Source organism: Providencia sp. AGC89, from assembly GCF_053543535.1.
This window is the reverse complement of sequence record NZ_JBIXLP010000060.1, coordinates 490,984-508,587: the sequence shown is the minus strand read 5'-3', so window position 1 is coordinate 508,587 and position 17,604 is coordinate 490,984. Positions and strand designations below refer to the sequence as shown.

The 17,604-nt window shown below is 39.8% G+C and carries 13 protein-coding genes; 7 read left to right on the top strand and 6 right to left on the bottom strand.

Annotated features, from left to right (window positions below; translation table 11 throughout):
* Positions 1 to 311: 311 nt before the first annotated feature.
* Genes ACIPUA_RS10720 through ACIPUA_RS10710 form a run of 3 tightly spaced genes read right to left on the bottom strand, consistent with a single transcriptional unit; the run spans position 312 to position 3,246 of the window.
* Entirely contained in the window at positions 312 to 1,817 is a 1,506-nt protein-coding gene (locus tag ACIPUA_RS10720) for a tripartite tricarboxylate transporter permease (RefSeq protein ID WP_449059653.1), read from the bottom strand.
* Positions 1,818 to 1,828: 11 nt separating this feature from the next.
* Positions 1,829 to 2,260 carry a tripartite tricarboxylate transporter TctB family protein gene (locus ACIPUA_RS10715; RefSeq protein WP_042844505.1) on the bottom strand — a complete coding sequence of 144 codons (432 nt, stop codon included), beginning with the start codon at positions 2,258 to 2,260 and terminating at the stop codon, positions 1,829 to 1,831.
* 11 nt (positions 2,261 to 2,271) lie between these two features.
* Entirely contained in the window at positions 2,272 to 3,246 is a 975-nt protein-coding gene (locus ACIPUA_RS10710; protein WP_048607533.1) for a Bug family tripartite tricarboxylate transporter substrate binding protein, read from the bottom strand.
* Between the two features lie 311 nt (positions 3,247 to 3,557).
* Between ACIPUA_RS10710 and tctD the strand changes: the two genes are divergently transcribed.
* On the top strand, positions 3,558 to 4,226 hold the full coding sequence (gene tctD / locus ACIPUA_RS10705; RefSeq protein WP_449059652.1) for a transcriptional regulator TctD: 669 nt from the start codon (positions 3,558 to 3,560) through the stop codon (positions 4,224 to 4,226).
* Positions 4,223 to 5,650, top strand: coding sequence for a sensor histidine kinase (locus ACIPUA_RS10700; protein WP_048607532.1), 1,428 nt, complete (start codon positions 4,223 to 4,225; stop codon positions 5,648 to 5,650). Before tctD ends, ACIPUA_RS10700 begins: the two co-directional genes overlap by 4 nt.
* 63 nt (positions 5,651 to 5,713) lie before the next feature.
* On the opposite strand, the gene ACIPUA_RS10695 is transcribed toward ACIPUA_RS10700, so the two are convergent.
* The 3 genes from ACIPUA_RS10695 to ACIPUA_RS10685 all read right to left on the bottom strand — a co-directional run bounded on the left by ACIPUA_RS10695 (position 5,714) and on the right by ACIPUA_RS10685 (position 12,775).
* Positions 5,714 to 6,418: a hypothetical protein gene (locus tag ACIPUA_RS10695; RefSeq protein WP_048607531.1), complete on the bottom strand. Its 705-nt coding sequence runs from the start codon at positions 6,416 to 6,418 to the stop codon at positions 5,714 to 5,716.
* Between the two features lie 387 nt (positions 6,419 to 6,805).
* The gene (locus ACIPUA_RS10690) at positions 6,806 to 11,473 is read right to left on the bottom strand and encodes a tetratricopeptide repeat protein (RefSeq protein WP_449059651.1); all 4,668 of its coding nucleotides are present in this window, start codon (positions 11,471 to 11,473) and stop codon (positions 6,806 to 6,808) included.
* Positions 11,474 to 11,851: 378 nt separating this feature from the next.
* A complete protein-coding gene (locus ACIPUA_RS10685; protein WP_042844494.1) occupies positions 11,852 to 12,775 on the bottom strand; it encodes a DMT family transporter in 924 nt (307 codons plus the stop codon).
* A 101-nt stretch (positions 12,776 to 12,876) separates the two neighbouring features.
* Between ACIPUA_RS10685 and ACIPUA_RS10680 the strand changes: the two genes are divergently transcribed.
* From ACIPUA_RS10680 to ACIPUA_RS10660, 5 genes are all read left to right on the top strand, one after another.
* Positions 12,877 to 13,680, top strand: coding sequence for an AraC family transcriptional regulator (locus tag ACIPUA_RS10680; RefSeq protein WP_181468600.1), 804 nt, complete (start codon positions 12,877 to 12,879; stop codon positions 13,678 to 13,680).
* A gap of 96 nt (positions 13,681 to 13,776) precedes the next feature.
* On the top strand, positions 13,777 to 14,907 hold the full coding sequence (gene pdxB / locus ACIPUA_RS10675) for a 4-phosphoerythronate dehydrogenase PdxB (RefSeq protein WP_042844489.1): 1,131 nt from the start codon (positions 13,777 to 13,779) through the stop codon (positions 14,905 to 14,907).
* 72 nt (positions 14,908 to 14,979) lie between these two features.
* Positions 14,980 to 15,990 (top strand): aspartate-semialdehyde dehydrogenase, encoded by a 1,011-nt coding sequence (locus tag ACIPUA_RS10670; RefSeq protein WP_042844487.1) that lies wholly within the window; start codon positions 14,980 to 14,982, stop codon positions 15,988 to 15,990.
* The gene (gene truA, locus ACIPUA_RS10665; RefSeq protein WP_042844485.1) at positions 15,990 to 16,805 is read left to right on the top strand and encodes a tRNA pseudouridine(38-40) synthase TruA; all 816 of its coding nucleotides are present in this window, start codon (positions 15,990 to 15,992) and stop codon (positions 16,803 to 16,805) included. The genes ACIPUA_RS10670 and truA overlap by 1 nt, the downstream gene beginning before the upstream one ends.
* A gap of 66 nt (positions 16,806 to 16,871) precedes the next feature.
* Positions 16,872 to 17,558, top strand: coding sequence for a DedA family protein (locus ACIPUA_RS10660; RefSeq protein WP_042845356.1), 687 nt, complete (start codon positions 16,872 to 16,874; stop codon positions 17,556 to 17,558).
* Positions 17,559 to 17,604: the final 46 nt, after the last annotated feature.

The window sequence follows — 17,604 nt, the reverse complement described above, 5'->3', positions numbered from 1 at the left end:
TTCATGAGGCTATTTGGAAACAGGATTTTAAAATTTTAGGTAAGGCGTTATCTCGCTCTATCCACGATAAACTTTGTGGGAGGATGAGTAAAATACATAATATTGAAAAACCATTTCCACTGTATAAGTATGACCAAAAGAGAACAAATATAGTCCCTAATTTACAATCAAAATATGTCTATTATGGCGAAGGAGTCCATGATAACTCTGTGGTTTTGTTAAGTTACATAAAGCTCCCTATTTTTTAATAAAAAAATGCCCCAAAATCACATTGGGGCAAATTCTACAGAGATGGCTTAACAATTTGGAAATTATAACGTTGTAGCCTGTTTGCGTTTACGGAGTAATTTCACAATAGGCGGCAGGATTAAAACAACAACGGCGAGGATCAATAAGCTTTGTGAAATAGTACTGCTCCAAAGAATATCGAAATTACCATTGCTGATAGATAATGAACGGCGTAAGTTTTGTTCTAACATCTCACCTAATACAAAACCTAATATAAGTGGGGAAAGCGGGAAATTCATTTTCCGTAGAATAAACCCAAAAACACCTAACCCCATCATCAACAGCAAGTCAAAAGTAGTGCTATGAACTGCATATACACCAACAGCGGAAACACTGGCAATTGCGGGAACTAAAAACCACAAAGGGACAGTCAACATACGTGTGAATAGGCCAATTAATGGAATATTCATGATTAACAACACGACGTTAGCAATAAGTAATGCAGCAATTAGCCCCCAGACAATTTCCGGTTGTTCGGTAAACATTCCCGGTCCAGGGGTGATATTATAGAGCGTTAGCGCCCCCATCATCACCGCAGTTGTCCCTGAGCCTGGAACGCCAAGTGTTAACATAGGGATAAATGAGCCACATGCTGAGGCATTATTTGCGGCTTCAGGTGCAGCGACACCACGTACATCACCATTACCAAAATCGCCTTTTTCACCACTGATTTTCTTTTCAGTCATATAAGTGATAGCGCTGGCGATAGTGGCACCTGCACCGGGTAAAACTCCAACAAAGAAACCGACGAAAGACGAACGCAGTGCGGGCCCTGCGCAAGCTTTGGCTTCTTTGCGGTTAAATAGCATTCTACCCGTTTTGCGGATCAAACCTTGGCCTGTAGCGGTACCTTCAAGCATCAATAAAATTTCACTGACTGAAAATAAACCAATCACAACGACAATAAATTGCACTCCATCAGAAAGATGGACACTATCAAATGTAAAACGATATTCCCCTGAGTTGGCATCGACACCGACGGTGGCGAGTGACAAACCAATTAATGCGGCAAGTAATGATTTAATAGGGTTTTGGCTCATCATACTGCCCAAACAGGCAATAGCAAAAACCATTAAAGCGAAATATTCAGCAGACCCGAAAGCTAACGACCATTGAGCAAGCAAAGGTGCGAATAAAATAATACCCACAATGGCGATTGTTGAGCCAATGAATGAACTGACCGCTGAAATAGAAAGAGCAACACCGCCTTTTCCTTGTTTTGCCATCGGATAACCATCTAATGTGGTCATTATAGCCGCAGCATCACCCGGAACATTAAGTAGTATCGATGAGATCCGTCCTCCATATTCACAACCTAAATAAACAGTAGCGAGTAAAATTAAGGCAGATTCTGCTGGTAATTTGAGCGCAAATGCGAGTGGTAATAATATAGCGACCCCATTGATAGGACCAAGGCCGGGCAACATGCCAACTACGGTTCCGATAAAACAGCCAATTAAGGCAATCAAGATATTTTGAGGGACGAGCGCAACCTCAAAACCTTGCGATAGATACATCCAAGTTTCCATGAGCTTGCTCCTTAATTAAACAGGCTGCCAATAGGCAAAGTGACATCCAGCAATTTATCAAAGGCATAAAATAAGAAGATGCCAAGGATAGGGCCTGAAATAATGGCTGCCGTTGGTGTCGCACCAAATAGTAGGGCCATGCTGATAGTCAATAAACTGGTAGCAATAGGAAACCCTAACCACTCAAATGCCCATGCATAGATAACTAGTGCGATGACTAAGAGTATTAAGCGGCGCAATACATAAGGTTTCGGCCATTCAACAGCTTCTTGTTTGCCAAATAATAAGGCAAGGGCACAAATAGCCATTAAAGATAGTATGGCGACCGGAAAAGGGCGGGGGCCCAGTGGTTCGTATGAAAATTCACTTTGGATCCCCCAGCCGATATAGATCCCGATAGCACACAGTATTAGCCAGACTATGGCGAATATGCGTTGACTCATCGTTTTCTCCGTTATTTGGCTAAACCAAATGCACGGGCTTGCTCACGATACTGTTCGATTTCTTTTTTTACGTAGCTATCGAGTTCTTGCCCAGTTAAGTTATATTCAAACAAGCCACGAAGTTCACGTTGCTTTTTGAAATCTTCGGTTTGTTGGAGTTTTTGGAATGCCTCGACCCATTGGTTGTAGTCCTCATCGGACACTTTGGGCCCCATATAGAAACCACGAATAATTGGCCAAACAATGTCATAGCCTTGTTCTTTCGCCGTAGGGATTTCGGATAAGCCATCACCGAGGCGTTTATCGGCATAGACCGCTAGGATACGAATTTTGCCTTCATTGATATACGGGGTCATCTCGCTAATATCCCCTGATAACACCTGAATATGGTTTCCAAGTAGAGCTGTTAGGGTTTCACCACCACCTTCAAAAGCAACGTAACGCATTTTTCTTGGATCTATATCGATAGCTTTAGCGAGTAGTGCGGTTTTCATCCAGTCTTGACTGCCAATAGAACCACCGGCTCCAAACACGATGCTATTCGGGTCTTTTTTAAAGGTATCCATTAAATCATTAAGGGTTTTATAAGGGGAATCTGCACGTACAGCAATCATCCCATAGTCGCTGCCCACACTGGCTAGCCAACGGACATCATTCTCGTTATAGCGACCAAACTTACCTTGCGCTAGGTTGAGTAATGAGCCACCTGAGAAGGCAACAATCGTTCCTGGTTCAGCAGGGCGCTGCGCCACGATGGCATTATAGGCTACCGCACCAATGCCTCCGGGCATGTAAGTAACACGCATTGGTTTTTCAATTTCTTTAGTTTCAAGCATGGAAACTTGGACTAATTTACAGGTTAAGTCGAACCCCCCTCCAGGTTTGGCTGGGGCGATACATTCAGTACGCTCTGGTAGAGCACTTGCTTGGTTAACGCCAACTAAAAATATTGCTGTTGCTAAGGCCTTGATTGTATATTTTTTCATTTTTCTTTCCTTACTAAGACAATAATTAAAGAACTATGTTATTTACTTCTTGTTGTGTAGATGTTGCATCATTGTCTGACAAAGCTTTCATTTACCTTTCATTAACAAATATTATTATTTTTATGTGATATATATCAGATTGTTTTGTATTTCTGCTTTTTTGTTATGTTAATTTAATGTTAAATTTAAATTATTGATTCCATTTAACCGTAATAGTTGTGATGGATACAGTAAAAACGATGACAATTGCTTTTCAATCACGATAGGTAATGCCAACGTATACAGATAAGTAATTATAATGAGTATGCGGAATGAGAATTTTATTGGTTGAAGACCATGACGAGTTGTCATTGTGGTTACAAAAGGCATTATCGTCATCAGGGTTTGCGGTTGACATTGCCAGTGATGGCGCCATCGCAGATCAATTATTACAAACAGAACAATATGCCCTTGTTGTGCTTGATGTATCTCTTCCACGAATGAATGGGTTGGAAGTATTGGCGCAAATGCGAAAACGTCATCAAGAGATCCCTGTTTTGCTGTTGACGGCAAACTCGGATGTGGCTGACCGTGTCCAAGGCTTAAATGCAGGTGCGGATGATTATTTAACAAAACCTTTTGATATCGCTGAGTTAGAAGCTAGGATTCGTGCCTTACTAAGGCGTAGCCAAGGGCAAGTCAATGAACCGCAGCGTTTTGGTGCGCTGTGTTATCACGAAGAAGGTTATTTTTTACTTGGTCAAGAACCATTAGGGTTAACCCCAAGGGAATATGCGGTATTAAATACCTTGTTTCACCGACGAGGACGCCCAGTTTCAAAGATGCAATTATTTGAACAAGTGTTTTCTTTGTCCGATGAAGCCAGTTTACAAAGTATTGAATTATATGTTCACCGAGTGAGAAAAAAACTCGCAGGTTCGGATGTCAACATCAATACGTTACGCGGATTGGGATACCGATTAGAGCAGTGTAGTGTATGAAATTAGTCTCTCATCCACGCTCTCTCTTTCATCAGTTGCTGCTCTTTTTCGGTATCCCCCTCATTTTATTGGGGGGATTTTCGGTTTATACCCATTATTATAGTGCTAAGAACGCTGCAAATTTAGCTTATGATAGAACGCTACTCGCTTCTGCTCGTACTGTGGCAGAAAGGCTACAAGTGGTAAATGGGCATCTATCTGTTAGCGTACCTTATGTGGTATTGGATAGTTTCGAACTGAATAATAATGACCGAATTTTTTATCAAGTTATTTCCCCTGACGGTGAGACTATCTCCGGTTATGATGACTTACCGCCAATTCCCTCTTATTGGATGCGCTCACAGCACTATACTGCGCTAGTTTATTTTTATGATGCACAGTATAAGGGCTTACCTATTCGCATTGCAGCGTTTTATCAACCCATTAATGAAGGTGGCATCACTGGAATGGTTGAGATCCGTGTTGCAGAAACCGTTTATTCACGACAAGATCTCGCTAATCAATTATTAATCTCCGCGCTGATGAGCCAAGGTACGGTGGTGCTTTTAACCTTAGTTCTTGCCTATATTTTACTTAGTAAATTATTGGCGCCATTGAAAAAATTGTCCAACTTAATGTTAAGCCGTTCCGCTAATGATTTAACACCATTGCCAGATTTACTGCCATGGTCTGATTTATCGCCATTAATTGATGCATTGAACCGCTATATTTCCCGTTTAAAGCGGATGGTGAGGCGACAAGAGCGTTTCAGTGCGGATGCATCCCATCAATTGAAAACACCATTAACGGTGTTGAAAACACAGGTTTCAGTCGCGATTAACAGTCAAGATGCTAATCAGCGGCAACAGAGTTTACAAGCTATCGATAAAACCCTCGATAATACGATTATTCTCACTGATAGGCTTTTGCAACTATCTCGGTTAAAAGCGCATGAAAAAGAAGCCGTCACGCAGTACCGTGCTGTTAATCTAGTCGAAATTGTTCATCAAACCTGTTTTACGCGGCTGACTCATGCAGAAAGTCAATGTGTGGATTTGGGCTATGAAGGGCTCGATGTGGCTTGGATCAAAGGTGAACCCATTTTATTGGCAGAAATGTGCGCAAATCTAATCGATAACGCAATAAAATATACGCCAGCAAATGGCGTGGTGACAGTGCGTGTTGTAAATAGTGATGACAAGGCGCATTTTGTTCTGGAAGTCGAGGACTCAGGGCCAGGGATCCCAGATGCAAAGATTAACCGTTCTATGGAAGCGTTTACTCGTTTAAATAATGCCTTAGGGAAGGAAGGGGCTGGTTTAGGTTTGGCTTTGGTTAAAGATATTGCTAGTTACCATGGCTCTGAACCACAACTATTAAAAAGTAAATTACTCAATGGATTGTTAGTTCGAATCGCATTTAAAGCTAGCCAAGCACCACGGTAAGAGAAGCGCCCTTATTTGGGCGCTTTGGTGCCAAAGTTTAAACGTAGTAAAAACTGGATGTGTTTAGTCTCGCATTGGTATTAGTATATTTAGTTGTTTGTTATTTGAATAACCGTGTTTAAAATCACTAGCCATTGTGTTTTGTTTGAGACTTGCCATTGAGGATGATAATAATGATTCCGTATCTAACTGGTTTTTGTTATTGAAAGGTGTATTAGTCAACTTCTCATTATTTTCTTTTTCATTTAAGGATGCCTCGATTGATTTTATTTTTACATCTGTATTGTATATTTCGTCAAGTAAAGTCGATAAATCTTGTGAAATTAAATTGTTTTCTTTATTTTCTGAATGGTCGTAAAGGTATTTTGCAAGGTTGTTTTTTGAATTAGTTATTTTTTCTTCCCGTAAATAGATCTTATCAGTAGATTCTAATTTCTTTTTTTCGTTTAATTGATGGCGTTGTTTAGTAATCTCTAACAATGCATTTCCAATTGTTTTATAATAAGTTTTCTCGCTAACATTAGATATGGCAGATTTTAATGGAACATAATTATGAATGTTAGAAATAAAATCATTCTTCACTGCTGTTAAGTATTCTTTTTCTCGCCGCATCTCCGATATATTGATATTTTTTTTATCAGATTGTCGAGGAGTTAATAGATGGGGCTTATTAATTTCATTTTGTTCGTTTTTTGTGTTTTTAGTGATTGATTTTTCTCTGTTTACTATAGATGTGTTTGATGCATTATTTTTTAGATTTGAATTCACAATAAATACTCCATATTAATTAGGGGCTTTCTAACGTTTGTAATCCGTAATCAATAAAATATAAACCAACTAAACAAAGATAACTAATTTTTATTTAAAATGAGTTCTAAATAGTTATTATTGGAATAATTATATGACTAATTTTTTAATAATTAGATGATTTTAAGCGGAATTCTATATTTATCAGGAATATATTATTAGATATATTGATAAGCTTTTGTGTTTTATTGAAAATCAACTAGGAAAAGACTAAATGTTATATCCATAAATGGTAATCGGAACTAAACAATATAACCGACTGATATATTGAAGTGTCCAAATAATAACTGATAATAATAAAAAGGATTCGATAAAGGCGCTAAAGCAAATTAGCGCCGTTATCGTTAATTATTTATTAATGAGTTTAAAATCCCACTCTTTTAGTGCTTTAATTGAGTCCTCGTCTTGGTATTTAGCACCGAGTTCAAGGTAATCATGGGCTTTTTGCAGGTCTGCTTTGCTCTTTGTTCCGACCCAACCATTGTAATACATGTAGGCCAGCTTGTATTTTGCCATTCCATGATGAGTCCCTTGCTCTAGGTTTGTCATATCATAATATTTGGCTGCACCAACATAATCTTTTGGTACTCCTTGGCCAAAATACAGCATATCACCGGCTTGGTGCGCGGTATTACTGTCATTTTGTTGTGCGCCTAAGTCAAAGTAATAAAGCGCTTTAGGAAAGTCTTTCTCAATACCGCGCTCATTGTCTTTGCGGTAAAGGTTACCTAAAATATTATAAGCACGAGGATAGCCATTTTTACCTGCTAATTCATAGTAGTAGATCATCTTTTGCGTGTCTTGCGGTACTCTTTCACCCCGAGCATAAGCGATACCTAAGGAGAAAGCTGCCATTTTATCACCCGCTTCAGCCTTCACACGTTGTTCTTCAATTTGTTTAGCAAAGCGACCATATTTTTGGAATGTTTGCTCATCATTGAAACGTTGTTCAATCGCTTGTCGCTCCTGTGGTGATAACTGCTCTAATAATTCAATATTTTTAGGGTCTTTTTTCAGACGCAATGCCGTGTAATAGGCTTGTTTCGCATCCCCTTTTTCCACATAGGCTTTGTACAGGCTACTTAGCGCATGACTCTCATGATAGTTCAATGAAATTAGATACCATTCAATAGCCTTATCGATATCTTTTTTCATATCACATTCACCAGCTAAGTATGTATCCCCCATTTTTTTACTTAAACTTTCAGCTGAACGAATATAATTCCGCTCAGTATTCTTCTCGAAATTCTTCTTTTTTAGCCACTCTTTTAAGTAAGTGCTTGCCTTATCCAGATCGGCATTATCGCTATTACTGCAATATTCACCAGGGTAATTTATTTCATACAGTTTCTCAATGGCATCTAAGTCGCCTTTTTCATAAGCACGCTGTAAGTAACCCAAAGCTTTCGGCGCATCGGTTCTTGCGTAATAGCTATAAAGATTAAGCAATGCATCTGTACGGTTATTTTCTTCGCTTTGCAGCAATTCTAAATATTTTTTATCATCTTTAGGGCGGTTAAGGTTTTTCTTGTTATTACGAATACCTTTTTGATACAAATTGGCTAATGTATTGAATGCCATACTAGAAATTTCATCATCAGCTGATTTGATACCTTCTTGTAGGTATTGAATGGCTGAATTATAGTCCGTTGAACTGGTTAGAACGTCGCTGTCATACAGGTAGTCTTTGGCTAGTTGGACCTTGGAAAATAAGTCACCTTTTGCTGCACCTTCAAGGTAATTTTGGTGTTTTACTTGTTTATCGCTGGTGACTTGGTCAAGAGCTTGATAAGCGGCTAAATTGCCTGCTTCAATGCTCTTTTTATACCAAGTTTGGGCGGCTAATGCGCGACTGTAATCCTTATACCAATCTCCGAGTTTCATATAGGCTGAAGTATCACCATTTTGCGCAGGAACAACGATGGAGTTATAGGTTTCGATATAATTATCAACACGTTTAGGGTTTGAGTGTTTTTTTAAATAAACAATAGCTTGATCCCAGTCTGGTTCTTTCAACCAAGACATTTTGTCTTCGTTGAGTATCCCCATATACAGGGTTTTTGTATAAAGGCTAATTGCGTTATCATTTCCTTCATCGCTAGCAAGCTTTAAGTATTTTAAGGCTTCTAATTTGTCTTCTTTGATCCCTTTACCATAATAATAGGCTCGGCCTACTTTATATTTAGCCTCTGAACTTTCATTGAGCATTTTCATGCTGATGTCATAGTCATTCATATACTTAATGAACTCGTTCCCCCAACTTCCTGCTTTAATGTAATATTCACGGGCTTTTTGGCGATTTGGTGCAACAAGGCGACTACCGTTTAAATATTGATGTGCTAATTTGCGGGTGTAGTCTTTGCTACCGATAGCGGCTAATTGGTCGTAATAACCAAGAATCTTTGCTTTATTAGCATCAATGAGTGTGTCTTGGCTGTAATAATCCACTAATTCTTTTAAAGCGCTTTTATTATTCAACTTTGCACTAGCGGTCAAGTATTGTAGCCATTTTTTCTCATCGACTTTTTGCCCATAGTTACCGAATTTATAAGCATTGGCGAGGGTACGAATGGCATCAGAGTCATTATTTTTTGCCTTTTCCTGAATAGTAATAAACGAGGCTCTTGCTTTTTCAATTTCTCTTTTACGTGATTTTAAAAAACTGAAATCTGGGTCAGAGATTTTGTTGTAATATTCCATTGCGAGGTCATAGTCAGAATCTTCCCCATAATTACCTTTTTGGTAAATTTCCCCCAGCTCATATAAACAGCGGTTGCTGCCTAATGCTGCACACTTTTTATATTGTGGGACGAGGTCTTTCGGTGTTAACCCTGTGATTTTCTGAAAACGCTGCTTATAGTAGGGCTTGTCATTATAATAATTAACGCCATCCAAATTTTGAGCAATATATAAAGACGCGGTGGTATTGCCTAATTCTGCGGCTTTTATAATGGTATCGTAATAAGGTTTTAGCTCGGCATCACTTAGGGTATCAACTTGGGTCAACTGGGTAAGTTGCTTGATGCCATAAAAGTAAGTGATATCCGCATCAACCCCAATTTGTGGTTCGATACGCTTTAAGGCTTCAGTGTTATTTTCGGATAGGGCTAAATCGACTAATAAACGCTTAGCGTGTATGGTAGCCAAACCAAGTTTTAATAAAATGTCATTGGCGGTATTAAGGTCTTCTTTTGACAATCGTGACTTGCTATCAGGTGAAGCGAGTACGTCAACAACTAAGTTCACAGCACGTTTGTTTTCTTCTGGCTTATATTTTAATAATGAGGCTGCATAATGAATACGGCTGCTATCATTATTTTTACTGGATTCTTCATACAGTTCAAAGGCTAGATTGCTATTTTTCTCCGCATCTTCGCGTAATAAATAATCCGCATAGAAATGCGCTAATGTATAGTTTTTTCTTTCAATGACATCATTTTTGAGAATATCAATGATCGTTTTCTCGTCGACATAGTCTTTTATATCATATTGATAATAGAGTTGAACTAACAGGCGGTCAGCTGTCGACTTGTAGCTATTTTTACTTAAACCTTTTTTCAGTATCTCTACGGCTTCTGGCAAATTCTGCTTAGTACCAAACCCATTGATATAGTAACGAGCTAACTGCATTTGTGATTCATAATCGGGTGCAATTCGGTTAGCTTTTGCGAGTGTTTCAAAGGATTTTTCTGGTGAATAGAATGGGCTATTTTTATTGCGGTATACTTGGCTTACAACGATCAAAGCTTCTGGAGAATTAGGGTATTTCTCGATTAATATCGGAGTATATTTTTTTATAGTATCTACTAATTGTTTATTTGGAAAACGGTAACTGTAAATAGCTTTTTCGATAATAGTAATTAACGATTTTTGATGGCCTAAATCTGCGGCGTTAATTAAATATTTATTCGCTAATTCATCATCGCGTTTTACATCATAATTAAAGGTATTACCTGAATAGACCTGATAGGCTTGGTATAATGCATCGGGATATTGCCCCTCAGCGGCCTCTGTCAAATCTTTAATATTATCTCTATCTGCGAGGTAATTAAAATATAGCGCTTTGGGAGCCCGTTGTTGTATTAAAGGCCGCAAATACATTACAGCTTTATTTTTATTCTTACGGACATCTTCGCCTGTCATGTATTTTTGATATAAAATATACATAGCAGTTTCATCACCTTGACTGGCTCGGGTTTCAAGGTTAGCGATTATTTGTTGTTTTTCTTCTGGCGTTAGTGAGCCATAAATTGATAATGGCGCAGGTTCAAATCTCTCAGCATCGGCAATAAATTCGAAAGCTGATGCCATTGACATACTTTCATATTTTTTTGCAAAAATCTTATTTGGCGTAATACCATTGCCGCCTTCTTTATAAATAGATGCTAATAACATAGCCGGTAATGGGAAGTCTTTACTGACTAAGGGGGTTAAGATTTCGACTGCCTTTTTATTATCTTTATCAACCTTATGGGCAATATAACCGAGTGCAAATTTAGCTAGACGTGAATCTTGTTCCGCAGCCAGTGTAAAGTATTTCCGAGCTAGTTCGGTATTCTGCGGAATATCTTCATATTTAGCTTCCATATAAATACCGCCAACCATCACTTGAGCCTCAATTACACCGAGATCTGCAGCTTTAGTTAAAGAGGTTACGCCATATTTATCGTCAGGGGTATCCTCTATTTGTTGATCATAACGGTAAAAGCCCAGATTATAGAGCGCATTTTTATTGTTCTGTGCTGCAGATTTAACCAACCAACTTAGTGCGTTACTCTCATCAGGTTGAGTACCTATCCCATCTTTATACATTGTGGCTAATGCATAAGCGGATTGGGAGTCAACATCAGCTGTATTTTCAAATTGCTTAAAAGCGGCTTCGGTATCGCCTTGTTGATATAAATCGTAACCAGCTTGTGCGGAATTGGAATGGCCTAATGCATTGATAAAGTAAATGCCAACTGCAATAGCAATTACTATAAATATGCAAAGCCAAACTTTAAGTTGTTTAGTCATTGTTATTCCTTATTAAAGGTCATGTATGACATGACGTGTTCCATCAGTGCACATCGAGTCAATATTTGGTTTTGAGTGAAAATACTACTTAATGGGTAGAATGATTTTAGTTAAGTCTAATTGCTTAAGAAGAAGATTCAATCAGAATTTCCCTTTATTGCTTGCTCAGATTAGCTTTGCACAAGCTTATCAGCGAATGACAGACAAAGGGTGACTGAGACGTTTTAGAGCGTTACAAAATATAAATGACGAAAAACCGTGCAGGAATGTGGGAAGAAATATATTGAGGAAAATAGATAAAACATAGCCCCACAGAGTGGGGCATATGAGTCCACGACATTGCTTTTATTGCTTTAAGTTATAAGTTGTAGCGGCAGGTTACTGACAAGTATCTTCTTGCTGTGCCACTTTTTTATTACGGCTAAATACTTGCGTCAGTGGGGTACGTAATTGTTGCGCTAACATTACCCCTAATAATACAACACCTCCACCAATTAAATGATAGCTTTTTAATTCTTCGCCAAGAGCAAAAACGGCAATAATGGCGGTAAAGACCGGAGCAAGGTTCATAAAGATAGACGTGGTATTTGCCCCTAGCCGCATTACGCCTTGGATCCATAGCGCAGGCGCAATGATGGAGGCGGCGATCCCTGCAAATACGACTAGCCCAATATTGTGGCTGTTGAGTGACACATCATCAGCTAACAAAAAGTTAGGCAATAGCAGAATAACCCCAAAGAACACCTGTACATAGAGTGAATCCCAGCTAGATAATTGGATTGACCAACGCTTAGTTAATACACCGTAGAGGGCATAAGCTGCTGATGCTATTAGCATCATGATTTCGCCTTGGCCTAAGCCATGAGAAAATAATGAGATAGGGTTACCTTGGCTAACGAGCCACGACAGGCCCAATAATGATAGGGCGGAGCCCAATACAATACCAACAGTTGGGATAACACGTAATACGAAAATACTGATCACAACGGTTAATAATGGGATCAGTGAGTTCATTATCCCCATAAAGGTCGCACTGACACTATGGGCAGCGTAATAGGCTAAGCTTTGGTATAGCATCATACCCAGAGCCCCTAAAATGGCTAATTGCCACCAGTGTTTCATGACGACTTTGTGGTTTCGTAGCACCGAACGCAATACAAATGGGGTCATGACGATTAGCGCCAACGCCCAGCGGTAAAAAGAAATTGCTGCAGGGTCAATAGCCGTGGATGCTGCTTTGTTAACAATCGCATTGATAGACCATAATAAAACCGCAATTAGCGGAAAAAGAAGACTTTTCATTAAAACACTCTCCCGTATCGAATGCGAAGTAGTATACATCTGTCTGGTTTTTTATATATACTGATATTCAGACAATCGATAACGCTTTTCAGACAGGTATCATGGAAACTTCAAAATCAGATATTTGGCAAGTCAGTGAATGCAATATTATTGAGCCTGAACTTATTGCTTTTCGCCACGAGCAAACCGCCGCGCTGACGGAGTATAAATCCCATACACACCCATTTGGGCAAATGTTATATGTTGTTTGCGGTATTATGGAAATGGAAGTTGCGGGTAAGCACTATTTAGCGCCACCTGAGTTTTGTATTTGGATACCTGCAAATATTTCCCATGCTAGCTTTAATAAAGAAAGTGTCAAATTTCGTATTATCGATTTCTCACATCAATACAATCAAATATTAGCTCAACGACCGTGCGTGATTAAATTAAGCCCTATATTTCAATCCATTATGAGCGATATGTATCAAAGAGGCATTGTACAACCAGAAACTGAACAAGATCTACGGTTGGCTCATGTACTCATTGATCAGTTTTCATTGTCACCTTGCCAAGATACTTATTTGCCTAACACTAAAGATAAGTTTTTAGCGCCAATCTTACTGGAATTGCAAAATGACCCTGCGGATAATACGACCTTGGCTGGGTGGGCAAAACGTTTTTATACCTCAGAGCGTACATTGTCACGACGCTGCCAACAGGAACTCGGTATGTCATTTAGTGAATGGCGTCAGCGCTTGCGCTATCTTCATGCGGTAGCGGGTCTTGAATGTGGTAAAAGTGTACACGAAGTGGCACTTGATGTTGGATATAGCTCTGCGTCGGCATTTATTGCGATGTTCCAACAAATTTCAGGGGTAACCCCCGACCGTTTTCGAGCGAAAGAGTTTGTGACAGAAGATTAGTTTACATTGGAACGTTAACTCTCATAGGCATCTGGGGCAAAGCGTGGCAAAATATTGCGATGCAAAGCCGTATCGTCAATAGATTGGGACAAAACAGTGAAAATTTTAGTTGATGAAAACATGCCTTATGCTCAGGCATTATTTAGTGAACTGGGCGAAGTTAAAGCTGTACCGGGGCGTCCAATACCCGAACACGAATTAATAAACGCGGACGCATTAATGGTACGGTCGATCACCAAGGTGAATGAATCTCTATTGAAAAATACGCCGGTTAAATTCGTTGGAACGGCAACAGCAGGTTTTGACCATGTAGATACTGCATGGTTGGCAACGGCAAATATCGGTTTTTCTTCTGCACCCGGTTGTAATGCTATTGCGGTAGTGGAGTACGTTATTTCATCGTTATTATTCCTTGCGGAACGTGATAACTTTGATTTACGTGATAAAACAGTAGGGGTCATTGGTGTAGGGAATGTCGGTGGGCGTTTAGCTGAGCGGTTAAACGCTTGGGGCGTAAAAACCTTATTATGTGATCCTCCACGTGCCGCTATGGGCCAACAAGAAGATTTTGTGTCTTTTGAAACCGTATTAGCGCAGGCGGATGTGTTAACTTTCCATACGCCATTGAATCTTTCTGGGGAATATCAAACTTTTCATTTAATGAACCAAACCCACTTAGAAAACCTACGTGATGGCACCATTTTAATTAATGCTAGCCGGGGTGAGGTGGTTGATAACCAAGCATTATTAAAAACATTGCAACAGGGGAAACCGTTGAGTGTGGTGCTGGATGTTTGGGAGCCGGAACCTGACTTGTCTACTGAGCTATTAGCTTTGGTCGATATTGGTACACCGCATATAGCAGGTTACACCCTAGAAGGTAAAGCAAGGGGAACGACGCAAGTTTATGAAGCTTACTGTCAATTTATCGGTAAATCCGTGCAAATTTCCCTTTCATCATTGTTGCCAAAACCGGATATTAGCGAGTTAACCTTCAATGGTAAATTAACGCAAAGCCAACTCAAAAGATTAGCCCATCTTGTGTATGATGTACGCCGTGATGATGCCAAGCTGCGCAAGGTAGCAGGTATTAAAGGGGAATTTGATAAGCTGCGTAAAAACTATCAAGAACGTCGCGAATGGTCATCACTCAATGTGGCTTGTGATAACGCCGATGTTGTCGCACAGCTTAATGCATTAGGGTTCAGTGCTTATTTAGCAAATTAATTGGTATAATTTTTTATCATTAAACGATCTCATTAATGGGGTCGTTTAGTTTTTATTACTAGAGGAATAGCCATGACTGAAGGTTGGAATATTGCAGTATTAGGCGCAACTGGGGCTGTAGGTGAGGCCATTATCTCACTGCTAGAAGAAAGGGAATTTCCAGTTGGCGAACTGTATTTACTAGCCAGTGAGCGAAGTGCGGGGGAGAGCGTACGCTTTAGTGGCAAAAGTATTCAAGTTGAAGAGGTGAATGGTTTTGATTGGTCGCAAGCGCAAATTGCTTTTTTTGCGGCTAATGAAGCGGTTAGCATGCAATATGCAGAATTAGCGGCACAGGAAGGTTGTATTGTTATTGATACAAGTGGCGTATTTGCTCAAGAACCTGATGTGCCATTAGTGGTACCAAATGTGAATCCTCAAGTTTTAGCTGATTACCGCAATCGTAATATTATTTCTTTGGCAGATAGCTCCGTGAGTCAATTGGTCACAGCGATTAAACCGCTGGTGGACGCAGCAGGCTTAGGGCGAATTACCTTAACGAATATGTTATCCATGTCGAGTTATGGTAAAGCAGCCGTCGATGAACTTGCAGGGCAAAGTGCACGTTTATTAAATGGTATTCCTGCGGAAGAAGGGCGTTTTAGTAAGCAACTTGCTTTCAATATGTTGCCTTTATTGTCAGACATGGAGGGGAGTGTTGTTCAAGAACGCCGTCTTGTTGAACAAGTGCGCAAAGTACTCCAAGATGAAGGTTTACCTGTTGCTGTTAGTTTTATTCAGTCGCCTGTTTTTTATGGAAATGCTCAAGTTGTCTACTTGGAAACGTTACGCCCTTTGAGTGCAGAAGAAGCGAATGAAGAACTTGAACGTTTTGCGGATATTCAGGTCTCAGAAGAAGGGGATTATCCAACTCAGGTAACGGATGCTTCTGGCAATGACCAACTAAGTGTCGGCTGCGTTCGTAATGATTATGGCGTTCCTGAAATATTACAGTTTTGGTCGGTGGCGGATAATGTGCGCTTCGGTGGGGCACTGATGGCAGTAGAAACCGCTGAAAAATTAGCTCAGGAGCTATTCTACTGATGTCAGAACCAACAAAGTTGTATCGGGTTGCGTTAGGGGTCGAATACAACGGTAGTCGCTATTTTGGTTGGCAACGCCAACAAGAAGTGAAAAGTGTGCAAGGGTGCTTAGAAATCGCCTTGTCAAAGATTGCCGCAGAGCCGATCAACGTATTTTGCGCGGGTCGTACGGATGCAGGTGTTCATGCCACTGGGCAGGTGGTGCATTTTGAAACCTCAGCCAATCGCAAAGAAGCGGCTTGGACTATGGGGGCAAATACACATTTACCTGCGGATATTGCAGTTCGTTGGTGTAAACCTGTGAATGATGAGTTTCATGCACGGTTTAGTGCCACCGCTCGCCGCTACCGTTATGTGATTTTCAATCATCGCTATCGGCCTGCAATTTTATCTAATGGTGTAACTCATTTTCACTACCCATTAGATGAAAAAAGAATGCATCAAGCGGCTCAGTCACTTTTAGGTGAGCGTGATTTTACCTCATTCAGAGCAGTCCAGTGCCAATCAAAGTCTCCATGGCGTAATGTAATGCACGTGAATGTGAGTCGCCATGGTCATTATGTGGTGGTGGATATTAAAGCCAATGCCTTTGTTCACCACATGGTTAGGAATATTGTTGGTAGTCTGTTGGAGATAGGGTGTGGCAATCAAGGTGTTGATTGGATACAACATCTTCTTGAGCTAAAAGATCGCACCAAAGCAGCGGCAACGGCAAAAGCTGAAGGCTTGTATTTGGTGAGCGTCGATTACCCTGAACAATTTGCATTGCCGCAGAATGTTATGGGGCCTCTTTTTCTTGCAGATGAACTGATATAAAGCAAACTTTTTATTTGTCCCATCATTGTTGGGAATGGCATGGACGCTATCATTAATGAGGATTATATGGAATTCATCACTTTTATTATCGACTTTATTTTACACATAGATGTGCACCTTGCTGAACTCGTTAGAGACTACGGTACATGGGTATACGGGATCTTATTCCTGATCCTTTTTTGTGAAACAGGTCTAGTGGTCACACCATTTTTACCTGGGGATTCGTTATTATTTGTTGCGGGTGCAATTTCAGCATTAGACAGCAATGATTTAAATGTTCACTTAATGGTCGCATTAATGATTACTGCTGCGATTATTGGTGATGCAGTGAATTACACCATTGGACGTGTTTTTGGCGAAAGGTTATTTAAAAACCCGGACTCAAAAATTTTTCGTCGCGTATATTTAGAAAAAACCCATGAATTTTATGAAAAACATGGTGGTAAAGCGATTATACTGGCTCGTTTCGTGCCGATAGTAAGAACATTTGCGCCTTTCGTTGCAGGAATGGGGAAAATGTCTTATCGTCATTTTGCCTTTTATAATGTCGCAGGTGCATTTATATGGGTATTATTATTTACCTATGCAGGTTATTTATTCGGTGATTTACCGATTGTACAAAAGAATTTGAAATTATTGATAGTCGCGATTATCTTTGTTTCAATTTTGCCGGGTGTGGTTGAAATTATTCGCCATCGCCGTAAGGCCGCGAAAGAAAAGCGTGCTACAGCGCAAAAAATCGATAACCGTTAAGCGGTTTAAAAAGTTTTTATCTACAGTGAGATATCATTGTGGTTTA